Origin of the sequence: Janthinobacterium svalbardense (assembly GCF_002327145.1) — a bacterium.
Classification (GTDB): Bacteria; Pseudomonadota; Gammaproteobacteria; order Burkholderiales; family Burkholderiaceae_D; genus Janthinobacterium; species Janthinobacterium tructae.
Genome location: NZ_CP023422.1, coordinates 4,637,294 through 4,653,621, shown reverse-complemented (window position 1 = coordinate 4,653,621; position 16,328 = coordinate 4,637,294). Strand labels below are relative to the sequence as shown.

Here is a 16,328-nt window from a genome sequence, read left to right as displayed (position 1 = left end):
AAGCCGCATCCGCCGTAAGGCCGATGCGGCTTTTTTACGTGTAGGCAACTAGCTTGAGGTCCATCAATACGCCGGTGTTCACCCTGGTTAGCATGGGCGATGGAGTCAAGTGCGAAGGAGGCGATATGGATGATGGTGGACTGGCAGCCGATCTGGCGCGCCTTTTCGCAGCGGGCAGCCGAGTCCAGGACAGCCGCTTGCTGCGCATGGATTTTCCGCGCGACGATGGTCCACCCGATACCGCGCTGCTGGTCAACAGTTTGCGGGCACACGAGGAAATGTCACGCGACTTCCGCTTCGACGTCGAACTGCTGTCCGACAATCTCCACGTTCCCCTGACAGCGATGATGGGACGCATGGTCACGATTTCGATTGTGCGCGATGACGGCAGCTTGCGCCATTTCAATGGTTATGTCGGCCAATTTCGCTTGTTGCGCAGCGATGGCGGTTTCGCGTTCTACCAGATGGTGCTGCAACCCTGGCTGGCGTTTTCCAGGCTGCGCATGGACAACGTTTCGTTCCACGAACGCACGGTCATCGACATCAGCGAAACGACCTTCGATCATTATTTGCAGCGCGATTGGCAAAACCGGCTGCATGAGGAAAAAGCGATATTAAGCTGCGCCAACCAGCATAATGAAACCGATTACAACCATCTGCACCGGCGCTGGGAAGACCAGGGACTCCATTACTGGTATGAACATCGCGCCGACGGTCATACGCTCTGTTTGGGCGACAATACCTGGCTGAGCGACAGCATCGATCCAGGCGACGGCGATGCCAGCGAGGCCGACGAGATCGTGTTTCGCAGCGGCGCGGGCTCGCAGGAGTGCGACGGCATACGCGATTGGCAGGCAATACGGAAGATCGCTTCAGGCTCGCTCACGCTGGCCAGCTTCAACTACAAGCAGCCGTATGCCAGCCGCGCCAGCGGCTATGCGCTGCACCAGCAGGGCGACGTGTTTGCCCATGAACTGTATCAAAACACTGGCTATGGCTATGCCGGCATGGGCGACGGCGAAGCGCTGGCGCAACGCCGCCTGGAGGAGCAGAACTGCCAGGCGCAATACTTCGACGCTGGCGGCAATCACCGCTGCGCCCAGGCCGGGCGCAGTTTCACGCTGGGCGGACACTTCAGCGGCAAGCAAGCCATACCGGCCAGAGGTGAAGCGGCGCGCCCGGACATCGGCTCGCGCGAATACCTGATCCTGTCGGTCGATCATATCGCCAGCAACAATTACCAGGCAGGGATGGGCGCGAAGTCGCATTATGAAAACCGTTTTCGCTGCATCCGCAAGAGCATCCGCTGGTATCCGGGGCGGCAGTTCAACAGCACGCCTTGTGCCTTGCCCGGCGTGCAGACGGCGATTGTCACCGGGCCGGCAGGCGAAACCATCCATACCGACGCGCTGGGCCGGGTGAAGGTGCAATTCCACTGGGACCGGCTGGGCAAGTTCGACGCGGGCAGTTCGGCATGGATCAGGGTCATGACGCCATGGGCGGGCCAGGCCTTCGGCCAGATCGCGTTGCCGCGCATCGGCCAGGAAGTGCTGATCCAGTTTCTCGACGGCAATATCGACCGTCCCGTCATTGTCGGCGCGGTGTACAACGGCAAGCATGCGCCGCCGTGGAATTTGCCGGGGCAACGCGTACTGGGCGGCTGGCGCAGCGCCGAGCTGATGCCTGGCGGCGGCTACGGCGTGCGCGGCAACCAGTTGGTACTCGACGATACGCACCAGCACATCCAGGCGCAACTGAAAAGCGATCATCAGCACAGCCAATTGTCGCTCGGCTGCATCAGCCGCATCGAAGACGCCAGCGGGCGCAAGGATGCGCGTGGCGAGGGCTGGGAACTGGCGTCAGACGCCTGGGGCGTGGCGCGCGCCGGCCGCGGCATGTTGCTGACCACCGAAGCGCGCCCTGGCGCCGCCTCGCATATCAAGAGCATGGATGAAACCTTGCGCCGGTTGGCCGAGGCTGCCGAGCGGCACAAGGCGCTTGCCGCCCTGGCGCAGCATCATGGCGCGCAAGAAAGCGCCGCCCAGCAAGGCGCCGCCGCCGATGTACTCCATGCCCAGCATGCCGGGATCCGGGGCGCCGGCAATGGCGAAAACGCATTTCCCGAATTGTCGAAGCCGCATCTGGTGTTGGCCAGTCCGGCCGGTATCGAAACGACGAGCGCGCAATCGACGCACATCGCCAGCGCCGAGCACACCGCGCTGACGACCGGGCGCGACCTGTCGCTGGCGGCCGGCGGCGGCCTGTTCGCCAGCATCGGCGCTGCGCTGCGCCTGTTCGTCCACAAGGCGGGCATGAAACTGATCGCCGCAGCTGGCCCGGTGCAGATCGCGGCGCAAACCGATGCGGTCGATATCGTCGCCAACAAGGTGCTGGAATTGATCAGCCAGGCCGACTGGGTGAATATTCGCGGCCGCAAAGGCGTGCGCCTGCATGGCGCCGATTGCATGCTTGAAATTAGCGACAAGGTACAGTTTTTTACCGCGTCGCCGACGCTGTTTCATGGAAACCTGGAAACGCTGGCGCCCAAGAACCGGCCGCAACCGGAGCTGGAGCCGCCCATCGCGCCGGTAGCGGGGCAATTGCAGCATACGATACAGGCCCATGCGGATGGCGGCCAGTACGCCAATATGCCGTACACGCTGTACAACGGGGAAGCCGAAGTCGAGCAAGGCCTGACCGACGAATTCGGCCGCATCCTGATCGCGCACCAGGACGGCACGCCGCGCTACCGTGTCGTCCTTGGCAATGGCGAAGAGTTTGTATTGCAAGCGAGCGCACGCTTCGACCCGAACGCGGCGCCGGACGGCGAACACAAGCTGTCGAACCGCGGCTTGCGCGCATTCGACGACACCGCTGATGGCCGCGGGGTTCAATGATTCACCACACTGACGGGAGAGCGCCATGCCGGAATCGAGCGGCCGCATCGAAACCACCCATATCGACGAAGTCGGACGCACTGCGACGAGTTCGCTCCAGTGGCTGCTGGAAAACCGCAATCTGAAGGGCATGGCCAGCCACCCGATCACGCATAACAACAAGCTGACGCTGTTCATTTGCGGACAGGAGGGGTTCGCCGACATCGCTGCCGAGATCGCCAGGGCTAAAGATTCGATCGACCTGTGCTGCTGGGGCTTCGACCCGGGCATGGAACTGGTGCGCGGCAACAGCGCCACCTGGCCGCGTGGCGACACGTTTGGCGACTTGCTGATCGACGCCACCACGCGGCGTCACGTCAGGGTGCGCCTGCTGATCTGGTATGACCGGATCGGTTCGCCGATGGTGCACAATATGCCGGGCCATTCGCACGGTACCTCGCCATGGAAAACCGGTGGACAGCGTGCCGACGACATCAGCGCCAAAGCCAGCCTGGCGATGTTGCAGGACGCGGTCGCCAGGAAACCGGTATTGAGCGTCGGTTACAGGGGCGATAGAGTCCGGCCCGAGGATATCCCGATGCTGGCGCGTGAAGAATATTGCCACAGCTGGTATGCGGCCGCGTTCCATGGCTTGTTGGGGCGCTTGACGATTCACCTGCGACACGGCAACAGCCATGCTATAGGCAAGAGTATCGCGACCGAAACAAGCCAGCCGCACGGCCTGACGATGGGGGAAATTGAAAAGCCTGGCATGAGCTACTTGGGCACGCACCACCAGAAGACGGTCCTGATCGATTTCGCCCATGAAGAGGGGGCGAAGGCCGTCGGCTATGTGATGGGCCTGAACTCGGTGACCGATTATTGGGACACGACGGCCCATCTGCTCGACGATACGCGCCGCGAACAGGGCGGTGTCAACGAGCGGCGCGAGTGTTTGCAGGGAATGGCTGCGGACGGCGGGTTCGCCACGCTGAAACCGTATCAGGATTATGCCTGCCGCATCGACGGCGGCCGTGCGCTCATCGCGCTGTACAACAATTTCGTGAAGGCATGGGACCGCGCGATCGACGACCGCACGCATCAGGCCGCCGGGGAATGCGTGAGTTGGTATTCGTCATGTAAAAACCCGCCGGCGCAGCTGTTGCGCAAGGCCGGGCCGGATGACTCCACCGTGCAGATCGTCCTGACGCAGCCCGAGGAGCAGGACAAGACGATCAAGGAAACCTATTTTCGCGCCGTGACCCAGGCCAGCCTGGCGGCCGGCTACCTGTATGTGGAAAACCAGTATTTCCAGTATGAAGAATGGGCCCGGCACTTGCTGGCCGAGCGCAAGAAGGTGGTCGCCGCCTGGAAGGCCGGAAGCCTGAAAGCTGGCAAGACCATGCGTGATATGCCCGTCATGCACGTGTTCATCGTCATTCCGGTGCCGGAACGCGCGCAGATGGTGCCGCGCACCCATGACACGCTGGCGGCACTGGGGCAGCACGGTGGCATGACGGGGCAAAACACCATGATCGACGACTACAACAAGCGACCGAAAACCCGGCGTGTCAGGGCAGGATTCGGTATTTCCACCGAGGCGGAAGTCAAGTTGCCCGACGTGGTGCAGCATTCCAATGGCATCAACAAACCCGGTGTGATGACGCTCGAGAGCGAATTCGGGCTGAAGGTATCGGTGGCCATGCTCAATGTCAGCGCGTTTGACAATGACCGCTGGCGTTACCGTGAAATCTACATCCATTCCAAATTGATGCTGGTCGACGACGTGTTCATGACGCTGGGCAGCGCCAACCTGAACCAGCGCAGTATGGCCGTCGACAGCGAAATCAATATCGCTACCATCGACCGCCGCGTGGCCTGCGATTTGCGCAAGCGGGTGTGGCGCATGCATAGCGGGGGATTGGTCGATGGCGGGGGCGGGACGAAGGGGGAGATTGTGTCGGCGTTCGGGAAATGGGTTGAATTGATGGGAGAAAATCGCGGCAGGAAAAAATCTGATTCTGCAAGTGCGGACCACAAGAAAATGACCGGTTTTTTGCTTCCCTTGGAAGATAACCGTAGTTCAACGTTACGTTTGGGTTGAGCATGAAGAAGTATAAAAATTTCCCCCTTCCCCTGTCATTTTTTATCACGGCAGTTATCCTGAGTTTCTCTTTAGGCGCCTGCAAAATGTCGAACGACACGAAAGAAGTCTTGCCACGCAACCAAAGCCTGCCGCTTTTCAATCCGCATGTCGCGGATTTTATCTGTGAAACCGAGGCGAGCAAGGTGCCACCCATCGATGCGCAAGCGGAGGACTGGTTTCTCGAAGCGCGCGCCATGGAAGACCCTGAAATTTTCGTGGAAGACCGCGATTACAAAAAAATCGTTGATCTGACGCGTCAAGCGGCAGAGCGATTGCACTGGAAGGCGATGCTCAATCTGGCCAGCTTGTATGTGGAAGGGCGCGATCCCTTGCATGGAGAGGAAGAAGCGGTGCAACTGGTGGAAAAGGCGATGCGACTCGGGATACCGGCGGCATATGACCGGATGGGGACGTATTACGCGAATGGCACGGGTGTCAACGGCGACATCACGCGTGCCTATGCCTTCTGGCAAAAGGCAGCACAGATGGGTAATCCTCAAGCGATGGATTTTTTGTCAGATAAACTAAATGTGGGTCCTGCAAATGAAGGCGCAGGGTATTGGGCTAATATTCCTGTCGCAATAAAAATGATGGAATGTGCATTTTCCCAAGGGTACGGACCAGTTGCATATAATTTATCTTACATGTATGCCTCCCCGAGAATGGCCACAGGGAGAGTTAGCGGGCCGCGTACGCCAGAAACTAAAGCACTTGCTCTTAAAGTACTACATGAGGGAGTAGCATTCGGCTGCGGAAAGTGCGCAAACAAACTGGAGATTGAATTCGGCGATCCATTTGATCTTGCAAACATGCTGGTTCCTTACATTGATAAAGCGAGAGCGGAACGTTACGGCGTACTTAATCGTGAACTGGGATTCAATCCCAATGCGCGCTTTCCTAATCTGGACAAGGTATTGCCACTGCCCCCCGCCGATCTGCCGCCCTGGAATGGCGACAGGGATACCTTGCTGCATGCCGCCAAGGGCGTGCGCCCGCCGCCACCCACCCCGCAGCCAAGCGCCGCGTCGCTGTTGCAAAAACCATATTTCCTGGCCGCCGACTATGCGCTGCGTCCCACCGGCTTGCACAGCGACGCGCCGACCGCGCCGTTTTCCGCATACTGGCAACCGGCCGCTGGGCAGGGTGTGACGGAGCCGGCCCGGCTATTTCACAAAGGTGAAGAGTTCCGCCATTTCAGCGTGCTCGATGCCGCTGGCAAGAGCCGTTATGGTGGCGTGACATGGGAGCAGTGCCTGACGATACGGCATAACCATGGTGCAGTGGAACCGCGTGCGGCGCGCGGTGTGCTGCGCGAGGTGGCGCGGCCCGAGCCATGGTTGAGCTGCGCTTGCGGGCAAGCCTGTCCGGTCAGCGGCGTCTGGCAACCGTGGGTAGCGGCCGACCATCCGCTGCAGGCCATCGTCAACCACTACTGGCGCCAGGCCTGGCTGACCCAGGGCGCGCCGTTCCCGCGACCACGCCGCGACTGGCTGCTCGATTTGCCGGACGACGAGGTGACGTGGCATTTGATGGATATGTCTCTTCCTGATATCGGATAGGGCGGCGCGGCAGCGATGGAGGATGCAATGGATAGGAATCAATCCAGAATGGCTGCGACGAGACGACGCCTCCCATCGTCTATTTTCTTGTGCTGCCTGCTTGCCTGCAAAATGCCAGACGAAAAAGTTTGGCCACGCAACCAAAGCCTGCCACTTTTCAATCCGCATGTCGCGGATTTTATCTGTGAAACCGAGGCGAACAAGGTGCCGCCCATCGATGCGCAAGCCGAGGATTGGTTCCTCGAAGCGCGCGCCATGGAAGATCCCGAAATTGCCGTGGAAGACCGCGATTACAAAAAAATCGTCGATCTGACGCGTCAAGCGGCAGAGCGATTGCACTGGAAGGCGATGCTCAATCTGGCCAGCCTGTATGTGGAAGGGCGTGATCCCCTATACGGTAATGAAGAAGCGGTTCAACTGGTGGAAAAGGCGATGCGGCTCGGAATTCCGGCGGCTTATGACCGGATGGGCACGTTTTATGCAAATGGCACAGGCGTGGTTGGTGATAGCACGCGGGCCTATGCGTTCTGGCAAAAGGCGGCTGTCATGGGAAATCCTCAGGCGATGGCATTTTTAGGAGAGAAATTAAGAGCGGGAACAGACGGTGCTATTCCTGGATATTGGGCCAATATTCCTGTAGCGATAAAAATGATGGCATGTGCGCTTTCTCAGGGATACGGGCCTGCTGCGTTTAACCTGCACTATTTGTATGCAATACCAAGAGCTGCGAATGGCGATGAGATTGGCGATCGAACTCCTGCAACCAAACAGCGTGCTCTAAATGTATTGCATGAGGGAGTCAAGTTTGGCTGCGCGGAGTGTGCGAGCGCATTGGCAATTGAATTTGGTTCTCCTTTTGATCTTGCCGATATGCTGGCGCCGTATGTGGACAAAGCTCGCGGTGAACGTTACGCGGTACTTAGTAATGAACTGGGATTCAATCCCAATGCGCGCTTTCCTAATCTGGACACGGTCTTGCCGCTCCCGCCCGCCGATCTGCCGCCCTGGAATGGCGACAGAGATACCTTGCTGCATGCCGCCAAGGGTGTCCGTCCACCGCCAGCCATCCCAAAGCCAAGCGCCGCCTCGCTGTTGCAAAAACCGTATTTCCTGGCCGCCGACTATGCGCTGCGCCCCACCAGCTTGCACAGCGACGCGCCGACTGCGCCGTTTTCCGCATACTGGCAACCCGCCAGTGGCCAGGGCTTGACGGAGCCGGCCCGGCTGATCGGTGACGGCGAAGAGTTCCGCCATTTCAGCGTGCACGATGCCGATGGCAAGAGCCGTTATGGTGGCGTGACATGGGAGCAGTGCCTAACGATACGGCACAACCATGGGGCAGTGGAACCGCGCGCGGCGTACAGCTTGCTGCGCGAGGTGGCGCGGCCCGAGCCATGGTTGAGCTGCGCTTGCGGGCAAGCCTGTCCGGTCAGCGGCGTCTGGCAACCGTGGGTAGCGGGCGACCATCCGCTGCAGGCCATCGTCAACCAGTACTGGCGCCAGGCCTGGCTGACCCAGGGCGCGCCGTTCCCGCGACCGCGCCGCGACTGGCTGCTCGATTTGCCGGACGACGAGGTGACGTGGCATTTAATGGATATGTCCCTCCCTGATATCGGATAGGGCGGCGCACCAGGCGCGCCCCTTCCAGCAGCACAAAGCTGATGGAAAATTGATCATCATGTAGTGCATCCAGGCAAATCGGGCATACACTATGCGCGGGATCCATGGAATTCACGCATCTAAAAAAGTGATGAAAATGAAAGTTGTCAGGCTGTTAGCCATTCTCGCTATCTTGCTGGCGCTGCCTGGCCAGGCGCTCGGCGAACCGCTCAAGATTGCCACCATTCTCGGCCCGCCATGGGGATTCATGGGGCATGACGGCCAGCCCACCGGCATGATGTACGAAATCGGCAATCGCATCGCGGAAGTTGCCGGGCTGCGCTATAGCAATTCCCTTGTCCCTTATCCCAGAACCGCCGCCGATATTGAAAACGGGAGCGCCGATGTGACCATACGCTTCGGCAACGATCAAATGACGCGCGGCGCCGTGCCGGCAGGTGTCGTCGTGTCCATGCCTATCATCCTCGTGGGCCCATCCGGCAAGCACTACAGCAAGCTGAGCGAATTGCGCGGCAAGACCGTCGGCGTGGTACGCACCAGCAAATATGTGGAGCAATTCGACACCGACAAGGCGATCCAGAAGTATCCCGTCAATGACTATGTCACCATGGCAAAAATGTTGGCAATGCGACGTTTGGACGCGGGAGTGGGATCGAGTATGGGCCTGTTTTATGGCGCGTACATGGCCGGCGTGAAACCGGAAGACATAGGCGTTCCGCTCGTCCTGGGCAGCAACGATTTCATTTTGTTTGTTTCCAAGAAAACCGCAAAGCCGGAAACGACTCGGGCACTGAAAGAGGCGCTCGATAAGCTCTCGTCTAGCGGTGAGATCAAACAGATCATGAGCAAGTACAGCAAGTCATTCAGTCTGCCACAGAGATAAACCGTCCCCTGGCGCCCATGCGCGCACTGCACACTGCACACTGCACACATGCTGCCGCCTGCCGCGCGGGAAGTGCCACGTATAATTGCTTTACCATTTACCGCCATTCTTTTTCGACAGGCCCCCATGCCCCAGACTCCCGATTTGCCGCCGGATTGGCACGCATTTGAAACGGCCTATGACGTTGAAGCAACCTGGTTCAGGCTGGCCAGCGCCTCGCTGGCAGTGCTTGGCGCGTCCCCATTCAAGGATCAGGCATTTTCAGCATTTGCCTTCAACGCCGTATCGTTCCCGTCCCTTTCGCTGAGCTTTGACACCGATCCCGATAACCGGCAGCGCGATGACTATCCTCCGGACTGGTCGAACGAGTGCATGGAAGACGATGTGCCGGAAATCGGCCAACTCTGGGAGGCGGGCCACGCAAGGATCGAAGGCGCGCTGCGCGAGCTGATCGACGCTGCCGATGACGAACTGCTCTGCGCCATCGAAGAGGGCTATCTGCACAGCCTGAGGAAAACGATGGTGCGGCTGGAAGCGAGCCAGGCTTTCGAGCAAATCAAGACGTGCACGCGATTCTGGACCGTGGTCACGCAAGTCGATGCCGATACGGATGAAGAGGAGCGGCTGCTTGAGCAGGTGCGGCTCATGCATGACTGAATCCTCAGCTCCTGAAGCTGGCGCCTGCCGATAACTGGTTCAATTTGATTTGATGACGGTTGTGCCGTCTGGCAGGGCAGCCTGCCGCAAGGCCGCCACCGGCAACTGAAAAAAGCGCGGCACCATCGCTGGCGACAGCTCGTCGCCGCTGTCCGCCATGGCCAGGCGGCCGCTCAGCAGCAGCATCACGTAGCCGTGGCCCAGCGACCAGCCGGCGCTGGCGGCGGCCTTGTCCCAGCGCGCATCGAGGCCCGCTTCGCGCACGGCGGCGCCGGCCGTCTGCAGCACATATTGGAAGCACGCTTGCGCCGCTTCCTGCAGGGCGGGGAACTGGCGCACGTCCTGGTGCTCGAACATCAGCCGGTAGTGGGCAGGCGCGGCCAGGGCGAATTCGATGTATTGCTGGCCCAGCAGCTGAAAACGCTGCTCGGCAGGCAGGCTGCCGGGCGGCGGCAATTCCGTTTCCCATTTGGCGATCAGGCTGGCGAAGCCGGCCGCCGCCACATCGGCCAGCAAGGCTTCCTTGCTGGGGAAGTGGCGGTACACGGCGGCGATCGATACGCCCACCGTGCGCGCCAGTTCGCGCAGCGACAGGGCGGCGTCGTGCTGCTGCGCCAGTTGCGCGATGGCGGTGGCGACCAGGGTATCGCGCAAGTTGCCGTGGTGATAGGTGCTCGTTGTTGTCATTCTATGTTATCGCTGTTCACATTGTCGTGTATGATGGCCATGTTATCACTGAACACATGGAGAGCACATGCAAGAGATGAACATCGCCGTCCGCGCCGTGGCCTTGCCGCCCGGCGCCAGCATCGCCCCCTTGTACCCGGGCAGCAACCTGGCCGATGCGTATGCCGTCGACTTGCCGACTGCGCAGGCGCGCCAGATGGACATGGAAAGCCTGGCGCGCCAGCTGCTGGGCAGCCAGCCGGGCTGGGCGCAGAGCCTGATGGTGCTGCGCGACGCCATCGTGGCGCGCTTCGGCATCCGGACGGCAAAGCAGATGGAAGCCAGGCCAGGCAAACGCATCGGCATCTTCCGCATCTTTGCCGTCAGCGACGACGAGATCATCTTGGGCGAGGATGACAGCCACCTGGACTTCCGCTTGGCGGTGCTGCGCAACCGCGACACGGGGAGGCATGGCCACGTGACCGTGGCCAGCGTCGTGCATTGCCACAATTGGGTGGGACGCGCCTACATTCTGCTGATTCGGCCTTTCCACAAGCTGATCGTGCAGCGTTCGCTGGCGCGCGCCGCCAAGGGCCGCTTTGCCTGAGGGGGAAGGGGCGTGACGGCGCGGGCAATCTTGCTTATTCATGGCCGGTATTGCATACTGCGCCACCAGCCTCATCACGATTCCCATGAACGATACGCTTCTCCTGCTGGGTTTTGCCACCACGCCGCTTGAACTGATTTCCTTTGTCCTGGCACTGACAACCGTTGCGCTGAACATCCGCCAGAACCACTGGGCGTGGCTGTTCGCCATCATTTCCTCGGCCGCCTACGGTTTCGTGTTTTTCGAGTCGCGCCTGTACGGCGACATGGCCTTGCAACTGCTGTTCATCAGCGTCTCGTTCTGGGGCTGGTACCAGTGGCTGCATCCGGCCAGCGGAGGCAAGACCCTGCCCGTGACGCGCCTCGATGGTCGCGGCTGGCTGGCCTGCGCCGCGGGCTGGCTGATCGGTTTCCTGCTGATTGCCTGGCTGCTGACGACGACGGACACGGACGTGCCGCATGCGGATGGTTTCCTCACGGCAGGTAGCCTGGTGGGGCAATTCCTGTTGTCGCGCAAGAAACTGGAAAACTGGATTGCCTGGATCGTCGTCGACGTGCTGTATGTCTGGCTGTACCTGCACAAGGGCCTGACCCTGACGGCCGTGCTGTATGGCTTCTTCGTCGTGATGGCCATCATCGGCTTGCTGGCGTGGAAAAAGTCGGCACCGGCCGCGCCCGATGCGATGGTCCTCAAGTGATGGCGCCTTGCGTGCGCGTGGCGATCCTGGGCGCGGAATCGTCGGGCAAGTCGACCCTGGCGGCCGCCCTGGCAGAGTGCTACGGCACCGTCTGGGTGCCGGAATACTTGCGCGAATTCGTGGCAACGCAGGGCAGGGTGCCCGTCGCGGCCGACCAGTATGGTATTGCGCGTACGCAAGTCGAACGCGAAGCGGCAGCCGCCGCGCAGGCGCGTCACTTCCTGTTTTGCGACACGACGCCCTTGATGACGGTGGTCTACAGCCGCCATTATTTTGATGGTGCGGACGCGCAGCTGGCGGCGCTGGCCGATGCCACGCAGTACGATGTGACGTTGGTGACGGCGCCCGACAGCCCGTGGGTGGCCGACGGCTTGCAGCGCGAGTCGGAAGCCGTGCGCCAGTTGATCTACCGCTACCTGCTCGACGAGCTCGACGCGCGCGGCATCGTCTACCACGTGCTGCGCGACAACCTGGAGGCGCGCCTGGAACAGGCGGCGCCTTTGCTGCTGCAGGCGCTCGCTGCAGCGCCTGCCATTTCCCTCAATTAAAAGTCAAACTGCGCCGACACCTTGAACGTGCGGCTGGCGCCCGGATACAGATAACCATCCGATTCCGGCGTCACGTCGCGCCAGTAGAACTTGTCGGCCACGTTGTTGACGGCGGCGCGCAGCACGGCTGTCTTGCCGGCGATGCGCGTGGCCCAGGCGGCGCCCAGGTTGAACACGTGGTATGACGGCACGAAAGTGGTGTTGTTGTACTCAAACGCTTTCTTGCTGGCATATTCCCAGCTGCCATTCACGCTCAAGCCCGCCACCTGTTGCACGGCATAATCCGCATGCACGGCAGCCTTGAACGCGGGCACGTTGGGTACGCGCTTGCCGTCGAGCGACGCTTCGCCTGTGTTCGATTGCTGGCTGTTCAGGGCCGTCAGCGAGACGCCCAGGTTCAGGTCGCGGGTCGCCTTGCCTTGCGCGGATAATTCCAGGCCACGGTGCTGCGCCTGGCCTTCACGCACGAAGTAGCCGGCGGCGTTCTGGAATTCCAGGCCCTTGCGGATCTGGAACAGGCTGGCTGCCAGCATGAAGTCCGGCGTCACATCCATCTTCACGCCCAATTCGATCTGCTTCGAGCGGCTGGGTGTCAGCTCTTCGTTGGCATTCATCGCCTTGCGGTCGGCCGTGCCGCCATGTTCCATGCCCTGCGAGTAGGCCGCATACACGGAGACATTGTCGATCGGGGTGTAGACGAGCGATACGTTGGGCAGCAGGAAGTCATGCTTGGCGCGGATTTCCTTGTCGGCCTTCAAGACATACTGGTAGCCGTCGACATTGATATGGCGCAAGCCGCCATGCAGCTTCCAGTTTTGGGCCAGGCTGACGATGTCCTGCACGAAGACGGAGTTTTCCGTATCCTTGCGCACCAGGCGCACGGGGCCCGTGACGCCGGGCGACGTGCCGACGATCTGCGGCTGATAGATGTTGCTCACGCCCACCCAGTCGTACACGTACAGGCCGGCGCGGTCCTTGCGGCGGAAGGTCGAGACGCCGGCCGTGAAGTCATGGCGCAGGGCGCCGGTGGCGAACTTGCCCTGGATCATGGCTTGTGCGCTCAGGGGCTTTTTCGTCTCGCCCAGGCTGCGGTAGTCGTACACGTCATAGTCGCCATTGCCGCAGAAGCCAGGGTACAGGTCTTGCCCGCTGCAACCATACGGGAAGGCTGTGTAGTCATCGCGCTTGAACGAGTGCTGGTTGGCCGACAGGGTGGCGTGCCAGTCGTCATTGAAGGCGTACTGGAAGCGCAGGCCGATGTTGCTGGTGACGGTTTCCACGGGGCGTGTCCACGGCTGCCGGTTGAGCATGGCATCGGCGCTGATGCCGGTCGGCAAGGTGGTGTTATTCAGCAGCTGGAAGCCGGGCGCCGTCGCCTGCGCCTTGTCCTGGTAGTCGGCATCGAGCTGCAGCAGCGCTTGCGGCGAGATTTGCCAGTCGAAGGCGCCGGAAATGAACTTGCGGTTGCCATCCGCACCCTTGATGTAGGAGCGCAGGCGCTCGGCTGCCACGTTGACACGGTAGCCGAAGCGCGTGTCTTCCAGGCGGCCGCCCAGGTCGACGGCACCGTACAGGGTGCCTCGTTCGCGCGTTTCCACGGTGACGGTGCGCAGCGGCGTGTTCGTCGGGCGCTTGACGATGAAGTCGATCACGCCACCCGGTGCGGCCACGCCTGCCTGCAAGCCGGCCAGGCCCTTCAGCACTTCGATGCGTTCCTTGTTTTCCAGCGGAATTTGCGTGTCTCCGGGAATGGCCACGCCATCCTTGCGGTAGCTGGAATTGTTGTCGAGCTTGAAGCCGCGGATGGAAAATTGCTCCGCATAGCCGACGGCGTTGTAGGCGTCGTTGATGCTGGTGTCGAGCTTGACGGCATCGCTGAGATTGCGGATTTGCAAGTCCTGCATGTCTTTTTGCGAAATGACGGTGACGGACGCGGGCGTCTGCAGCAGCGGCGCGTCGGCAAAGCCGCCCACGGAAGCGCGCTTGGCGGCCGGTGCCTTGCTGGCCGTGACGACGACTTCAGCCATGCTTGGCGTGTCGGCCGGCGCTTCGGCGCTGTCATTCGCGGCCAGGGCGGGCGCGGCAAATGCGTGCAGGATGGCCAGGGTCAAAACGGAAATAGATAAATTCGGTGTGGACATAGATTGCTCGTGGTTCAAGCCGTGTCTGGGAAAGAGCACGGCAGGCTGCTTGTTCGGCTGGCGCCAACGCAGGAGCTATCAAAGGAGGGAGGTACTTTGCGCTTTCCTTCGCTGGCATTATCCAGATCAGGTACGAAGGGTATCTCTCACCCGGATGACTGCTCCAGGACCCCTAGCGAAATGACAGCTTAGCATGAAGCACGGCCAGCTGTCCCGCTGGCTGACCGTTTTACAACAGTGTGGTGCGCATCTACAAACTGAGTTCGAGCACCTTGCGGCTGACGGCAGGCGTCACTTCGCGCTGTTCGCCCAGCGCCGTCATGCCGTGCGCTTCCAGGGCGGCGACGACGGCGTCCACGCTGGCATGGTTCAGGCCGTAGTCGGCCAGGCGCGTCTTGACGCCCATGTGGCGGAAGAAGAATTCCGTGCGTGCGATGGCTGCCTCGATGCGGCCATCCTCGTCGCCGCCATCGAGGCCCCAGACGCGGGCCGCGTATTGCAGCAGCTTGGCGCGCTTGGCCTGCTTGCGCACGCGCAGCATGCTGGGCAGGATGATGGCCAGCGTTTGCGCATGGTCGAGCTCGTACAGGGCCGTCAATTCGTGGCCGATGGCGTGCGTGGACCAGTCCTGCGGCACGCCCACGCCGATCAGGCCGTTCAAGGCCAGGGTGGCACTCCACATCACGTTGGCGCGCACGTCATAGTCGTCCGGGTGCGACAGGGCTTTCGGGCCTTCCTCGATCAGGGTCAGCAGGATGCCTTCGGCGAAGCGGTCCTGCACTGACGCGTTCACGGGGGTGGTCAGATACTGTTCCATCACATGCGCAAACGCATCGACGACGCCATTGCCCACCTGGCGCAGCGGCAAGGTGAACGTTTTCGACGGGTCCAGTACGGAGAACTTCGGATACACCTTGCGGCTCATGAACGAGCGCTTTTCCTGCGTGGCCTTGCGCGTGATCACGGCCGAGCCATTCATTTCGGAACCCGTGGCCGGCAACGTGAGCACTGTGCCGAAGGGCAGGGCGGCCTCGACGATCTTGCCGCCTTTCGCCAGGATGTCCCACGCCTCGCCCTCGTGCAGGGCGGCGGCGGCGATGAACTTGGTGCCATCGACCACGGAGCCGCCGCCGACGGCCAGCAGGAAATCGATGCGCTCGCTTTTTACGAGGGCCACGGCCTGCATCAGGGTTTCATAGCTGGGATTGGGTTCGATGCCGGCAAATTCCAGCACCGTGTGGCCGGCCAGCGCCGCCCTGACTTCATCGTAGACGCCGTTGCGCTTGATGCTGCCGCCGCCGTAGGTCATCAGGACCCGCGCCTGCGGCGGGATCAGGCCGGCGATGGCGGCGATCTGGCCCTGGCCGAAGAGGATTTGCGTTGGATTGTAAAAGTCGAAATTGAACATGGGGCTCCCGCTGCCGAGGTTTAGGCTGTTGCTGAGCCATGATTATGGCCGAACGGGTGGAAACGTGTCGTGGACGCTTGAGCTTTTCGCCCGCACGGTGGAGAATGCAGCCGATGTCACCACCACGCGAAAAGGAATGCGCATGACCACCGTCTCACTGGAAGAATCGGGTTTGCCGGCCACGGCACTCGACATGCATCGCGCCATCGGCGCCACCATCGCCGCGCTGCACGCGCTGGACTTGAACAGCCAGCGTTTCGAGGCGTGCACGGACCCGGAATTGCGCCGCGTGCTCGCGCATGCGGGCGACACCAGCCGCAAGGAAGCGGCCATGCTGCTCGAATGGATGCGCCGCCGCGACGCGCGCCTGGATACGGCCATGAAGGAAGCGCTGTTCAAGGCGGGGCCGATTGTTGCTCAGTATCACTATGACGAGAAAATAGTGTAACTATTGGTTTGTTGCTGTGGCGTACCATGCGCCACATAGCCCTTGCTTCGCGTAGACTGTGCCCCGAACACG

Annotated in this window: 13 protein-coding genes and 1 riboswitch; of the genes, 10 read left to right on the top strand and 3 right to left on the bottom strand. The window is 61.1% G+C overall.

Annotation, left to right across the window (positions count from 1 at the left end; all coding sequences use genetic code 11):
• The first annotated feature begins 125 nt into the window (after positions 1–125).
• The 6 genes from CNX70_RS20595 to CNX70_RS20565 all read left to right on the top strand — a co-directional run bounded on the left by CNX70_RS20595 (position 126) and on the right by CNX70_RS20565 (position 9,741).
• The gene (locus CNX70_RS20595) at positions 126–2,897 is read left to right on the top strand and encodes a type VI secretion system Vgr family protein (protein WP_244198889.1); all 2,772 of its coding nucleotides are present in this window, start codon (positions 126–128) and stop codon (positions 2,895–2,897) included.
• A gap of 25 nt (positions 2,898–2,922) precedes the next feature.
• Positions 2,923–4,980 carry a phospholipase D-like domain-containing protein gene (locus CNX70_RS20590; protein WP_096236594.1) on the top strand — a complete coding sequence of 686 codons (2,058 nt, stop codon included), beginning with the start codon at positions 2,923–2,925 and terminating at the stop codon, positions 4,978–4,980.
• 2 nt (positions 4,981–4,982) lie between these two features.
• Positions 4,983–6,581 (top strand): tetratricopeptide repeat protein, encoded by a 1,599-nt coding sequence (locus tag CNX70_RS28370; protein ID WP_157751194.1) that lies wholly within the window; start codon positions 4,983–4,985, stop codon positions 6,579–6,581.
• Between the two features lie 111 nt (positions 6,582–6,692).
• Entirely contained in the window at positions 6,693–8,201 is a 1,509-nt protein-coding gene (locus CNX70_RS28365; RefSeq protein WP_157751192.1) for a tetratricopeptide repeat protein, read from the top strand.
• A 130-nt stretch (positions 8,202–8,331) separates the two neighbouring features.
• A complete protein-coding gene (locus tag CNX70_RS20570; RefSeq protein ID WP_157751190.1) occupies positions 8,332–9,084 on the top strand; it encodes a substrate-binding periplasmic protein in 753 nt (250 codons plus the stop codon).
• A 48-nt stretch (positions 9,085–9,132) separates the two neighbouring features.
• Complete coding sequence (locus tag CNX70_RS20565; protein WP_167389701.1) at positions 9,133–9,741, top strand: hypothetical protein; 609 nt, start codon at positions 9,133–9,135, stop codon at positions 9,739–9,741.
• 39 nt (positions 9,742–9,780) lie between these two features.
• Here the strand turns inward: CNX70_RS20565 and CNX70_RS20560 are convergent, their stop codons facing one another.
• Positions 9,781–10,428: a TetR/AcrR family transcriptional regulator gene (locus CNX70_RS20560; RefSeq protein WP_096236582.1), complete on the bottom strand. Its 648-nt coding sequence runs from the start codon at positions 10,426–10,428 to the stop codon at positions 9,781–9,783.
• A 67-nt stretch (positions 10,429–10,495) separates the two neighbouring features.
• Here CNX70_RS20560 and CNX70_RS20555 point away from each other — a divergent pair, with 67 nt between their 5' ends.
• From CNX70_RS20555 to CNX70_RS20545, 3 genes are all read left to right on the top strand, one after another.
• Positions 10,496–11,014: a DUF2867 domain-containing protein gene (locus CNX70_RS20555; protein ID WP_096236580.1), complete on the top strand. Its 519-nt coding sequence runs from the start codon at positions 10,496–10,498 to the stop codon at positions 11,012–11,014.
• Positions 11,015–11,099: 85 nt separating this feature from the next.
• A complete protein-coding gene (pnuC, locus tag CNX70_RS20550) occupies positions 11,100–11,711 on the top strand; it encodes a nicotinamide riboside transporter PnuC (protein WP_096238588.1) in 612 nt (203 codons plus the stop codon).
• Positions 11,711–12,259 (top strand): AAA family ATPase, encoded by a 549-nt coding sequence (locus tag CNX70_RS20545; protein WP_096236578.1) that lies wholly within the window; start codon positions 11,711–11,713, stop codon positions 12,257–12,259. The genes pnuC and CNX70_RS20545 overlap by 1 nt, the downstream gene beginning before the upstream one ends.
• Here the strand turns inward: CNX70_RS20545 and CNX70_RS20540 are convergent.
• Positions 12,256–14,400 (bottom strand): TonB-dependent siderophore receptor, encoded by a 2,145-nt coding sequence (locus CNX70_RS20540; protein WP_096236576.1) that lies wholly within the window; start codon positions 14,398–14,400, stop codon positions 12,256–12,258. The two genes, CNX70_RS20545 and CNX70_RS20540, sit on opposite strands and share 4 nt — an antisense overlap.
• 86 nt (positions 14,401–14,486) lie before the next feature.
• A riboswitch (TPP riboswitch) is annotated at positions 14,487–14,584 on the bottom strand.
• 66 nt (positions 14,585–14,650) lie between these two features.
• A complete protein-coding gene (locus CNX70_RS20535; RefSeq protein ID WP_096236574.1) occupies positions 14,651–15,808 on the bottom strand; it encodes an iron-containing alcohol dehydrogenase in 1,158 nt (385 codons plus the stop codon).
• Positions 15,809–15,950: 142 nt separating this feature from the next.
• Here CNX70_RS20535 and CNX70_RS20530 point away from each other — a divergent pair, with 142 nt between their 5' ends.
• Positions 15,951–16,256 (top strand): ferritin family protein, encoded by a 306-nt coding sequence (locus CNX70_RS20530; RefSeq protein ID WP_244198888.1) that lies wholly within the window; start codon positions 15,951–15,953, stop codon positions 16,254–16,256.
• Positions 16,257–16,328: the final 72 nt, after the last annotated feature.

Bases quoted from the DNA above. Each gene is read 5' to 3' on its own strand.
- CNX70_RS20565 (WP_167389701.1), top strand. From the start codon at position 9,133: ATGCTGCCGCCTGCCGCGCGGGAAGTGCCACGTATAATTGCTTTACCA.
- CNX70_RS20595 (WP_244198889.1), top strand. From the start codon at position 126: ATGGATGATGGTGGACTGGCAGCCGATCTGGCGCGCCTTTTCGCAGCG.
- CNX70_RS28365 (WP_157751192.1), top strand. From the start codon at position 6,693: ATGCCAGACGAAAAAGTTTGGCCACGCAACCAAAGCCTGCCACTTTTC.
- CNX70_RS20560 (WP_096236582.1), bottom strand. From the start codon at position 10,428: ATGACAACAACGAGCACCTATCACCACGGCAACTTGCGCGATACCCTG.
- CNX70_RS20590 (WP_096236594.1), top strand. From the start codon at position 2,923: ATGCCGGAATCGAGCGGCCGCATCGAAACCACCCATATCGACGAAGTC.
- CNX70_RS20545 (WP_096236578.1), top strand. From the start codon at position 11,711: ATGGCGCCTTGCGTGCGCGTGGCGATCCTGGGCGCGGAATCGTCGGGC.
- CNX70_RS28370 (WP_157751194.1), top strand. From the start codon at position 4,983: ATGAAGAAGTATAAAAATTTCCCCCTTCCCCTGTCATTTTTTATCACG.
- CNX70_RS20530 (WP_244198888.1), top strand. From the start codon at position 15,951: ATGACCACCGTCTCACTGGAAGAATCGGGTTTGCCGGCCACGGCACTC.
- CNX70_RS20555 (WP_096236580.1), top strand. From the start codon at position 10,496: ATGCAAGAGATGAACATCGCCGTCCGCGCCGTGGCCTTGCCGCCCGGC.
- CNX70_RS20535 (WP_096236574.1), bottom strand. From the start codon at position 15,808: ATGTTCAATTTCGACTTTTACAATCCAACGCAAATCCTCTTCGGCCAG.
- CNX70_RS20540 (WP_096236576.1), bottom strand. From the start codon at position 14,400: ATGTCCACACCGAATTTATCTATTTCCGTTTTGACCCTGGCCATCCTG.
- CNX70_RS20570 (WP_157751190.1), top strand. From the start codon at position 8,332: ATGAAAATGAAAGTTGTCAGGCTGTTAGCCATTCTCGCTATCTTGCTG.
- pnuC (WP_096238588.1), top strand. From the start codon at position 11,100: ATGAACGATACGCTTCTCCTGCTGGGTTTTGCCACCACGCCGCTTGAA.